The sequence below is a fragment of the Funiculus sociatus GB2-C1 genome (genome assembly GCF_039962115.1).
GTDB classification, from domain to species: domain Bacteria; phylum Cyanobacteriota; class Cyanobacteriia; order Cyanobacteriales; family FACHB-T130; genus Funiculus; species Funiculus sociatus.
Map to the genome: position 1 here is coordinate 1 of NZ_JAMPKJ010000138.1, position 2,655 is coordinate 2,655.

The window sequence follows — 2,655 nt, forward strand, 5'->3', positions numbered from 1 at the left end:
CGTTTGGTAAGAAAAACTCTTTCGTTCTCTAAAAAACTCTCCAATCATATAGGAGCTATTTGGTATTTTATTCATGAATATAACGCCAGTTTATCTATAGAATGAAAAACTGGCGTTATCATTACTATGCAGGACTACCATGGATTCTATAGGGAAGCAACGTTCAAAAATGAAGCCGGGTTTGCAGGACTAATCGCTGGATAACCCTAAGCACTATCCTGAAACCCGAATAAGTTTCAGGCATTAACTAGATGATTCTTCCTCTACTTAGTGCAGTTTTTTGAACAAAAGATGTTACTCAATCGCCCTGAGAACAGGCTTTTTGGTTGATGCCAGTTGCTCGAGTAGGGCAGTAGCTAGTGCAGGTGCATCATACTGAGCAATTTCAGTTTTGAAACGGAAAGCCCTTTGCCGATATTGGGATGAACCGAGGATTTTCATCACAGCATCTCGAATCTGCCTCGGTCTAGGTTTACTTGTTTTCAGGTCAATTCCCACCCCAGCCCATTGCACCCTGGCACAAATTTCAGGCTTCTCCTCAGTTTGCCCAGCCGTTACCAGCGGCACACCATTCGCTAAAGCCAATTGCACGCCGTTGAATCCAGCGTTAGTCACCATGACATCCACATGAGGCAGCAGATGTTCGTAGGGAATAAACTTCTCGACCCTGACATTAGCAGGCATTGAGTCAAGTCCAAGATTGTCAATCGGCTGTCCTCCAGTTGTAACAATGACCAGTACGTTATCGTTGGCAAGTGCCTGGATTGCAGGCAAAATCAGGTCGCCTGCGTCCGTTGCTACAGTTCCTTGCGTGACGAAGACAACTGGCTTACCGTCAGAAAGTTCCTCCCACCAAGCAGGCAGTGTAACGTTAGCTTCCAGACTGGGCAAAAAGGGTCCGATAAAATGCACTTGCGGTGGTAAATCGCTACGGGGATACTCAAACGTTGGAGTAGTTCCTTGCAAGTAGAGAAACGGAGATAGGGCGGCGGTGAAAAAGTCTTGGGACTTGGGTGGTAACCCCACACTTTCTCGAACGCGATCAAGATGAACCGTTACATCGCGCATCAAGACTCGCTGTGACAACCCATTCAAAAATGCATTTCGCAATCGCCCAAACGCTGAATTGGTAGGTTGTATACCCAGTCCAAACGGAGCGGTATCGCGGCTGCCCAAGGGTAAAGCAGACATACCAAAGGCTGCCCACGGCAACCCCGTTTTTTCCTCCAGCCATGACACGCCAATGAAGAAGACATCGCATAGCAGGACATCGGCTGGAAAAGAGCGAAGGATTTCTGTTAAGTCTGATAGCTGCGTAACTCCAGCATCTATGAAGCCATGCTTGAGGTAGAACTTAAACTGCGCCACCCCCTTACTCGCTTCTTTCTGGTCTAACCACGACTGAGGAATGGTACTCATATCTGTAAAGTCTAATCCCGTGCGAATAGGGACGTGATATGCACCAATCGCTTCAACCTTTTCCTTAAATCCTTTGCCTGTGTACCACCACACTTCATGAGAGCGCTCCACTAGGAAGCGGGCAATCGGTAATGCTGGGTTGACGTGTCCGGCTGCGGGAATTGTAGCAATCAGAAAACGAGCCATTATGATGCAGAAACTCCAATGAACTGGGGGTGTCAGCGCCTTCCCGGTTTAATGAATTAAATTTTTAATTCATTGTCAGCGGTGAGTTCGGGTTCTGTCAAGAATGAATTAAATTTTTAGTTAACAAGAGCTACTTAGACCTTGAGTACCTGTAAAGTTCAAAGAGAAAGGCTTGACCTCCCCTACCGCCGTCCTGTCATCGATTTGTCTAACCGTTGTGAGCCAAAAAGCCAAAAACCAAAAAACACCTGCTGCTTCTTCTGCTAAGCGTCCAGTACGTGATGCAGAGGCGACCAAACAAGAGATTCTCGATGCCGCCGAGGAGGAGTTTGCCTTCCACGGACTCAGTGGAGCGCGAACTGAAGCGATCGCTAAGAGTGCAGGCGTAGCACCACGAATGCTCTACTACTACTTTCAGAGCAAGGAAGGGCTTTACCAAGCGGTTTTAGAGCGACCGGCGACACAATTCCAGGAGGTGCTTTTGCAACTCAACCTAGAACAATTGCCAGCAGCAGAAGCGCTAAGAGCGTTTTTGCAAACCACAATTGCCTACGAGGCTTCTCACCGCCATCGGGGAATGTTGTTGTTTCAAGAAGCGAATCAGAATCAGGGCAAGTATTTCAAGCTGACAAACTGGCAACAACCCATTGCCTCCCTGACTGGAATTCTGGAGCGGGGGATGCAAGAGGGAATATTCTGCAAGCTCGATGGGTACATGACAACTCTCACGATTATTGGCGTGTGCGTTTTCTACGCTAATGCTCATGAAAACTTGAAGCATCTAGAGCCAGAGCGGGATTTATTAAGTCCAGAATTGATTGAGCAGTACACCCAAGCGGCAATTAACTTGGTTTTGACGGGAGTGCTGCATCAGGAAAAGTAGAGCTACAGTCAGTAGACCGAAAACTTTTGCGATCGCGCTCCAGCACACTAGACCCTGACTGCCTGACAGAAGTAGGTGAAAGCCAATAGCCGCGGGGAATTTGTGAAAAAGGGTAGAGGGACATGAGAGGCTAGAGTTACCACACAACAGCCATCTATTCATGACAA

General features: G+C 47.6%; 2 protein-coding genes and 1 pseudogene. 2 read left to right on the forward strand and 1 reads right to left on the reverse strand.

Annotated features, from left to right (window positions below; translation table 11 throughout):
- Window positions 1-105 (forward strand): annotated as a pseudogene (locus NDI42_RS28780) (IS1 family transposase); the annotation flags it as partial.
- A gap of 189 nt (window positions 106-294) precedes the next feature.
- On the opposite strand, the gene NDI42_RS28785 reads toward NDI42_RS28780, so the two are convergent.
- A complete protein-coding gene (locus tag NDI42_RS28785; protein ID WP_190450547.1) occupies window positions 295-1,605 on the reverse strand; it encodes a glycosyltransferase in 1,311 nt (436 codons plus the stop codon).
- Between the two features lie 217 nt (window positions 1,606-1,822).
- Here NDI42_RS28785 and NDI42_RS28790 point away from each other — a divergent pair, with 217 nt between their 5' ends.
- On the forward strand, window positions 1,823-2,488 hold the full coding sequence (locus tag NDI42_RS28790) for a TetR family transcriptional regulator (protein WP_190450549.1): 666 nt from the start codon (window positions 1,823-1,825) through the stop codon (window positions 2,486-2,488).
- Window positions 2,489-2,655 lie beyond the last annotated feature (167 nt).

Excerpts from the sequence above, each read along its gene's own strand:
- NDI42_RS28785 (WP_190450547.1), bottom strand. The coding sequence starts at position 1,605 with ATGGCTCGTTTTCTGATTGCTACAATTCCCGCAGCCGGACACGTCAAC.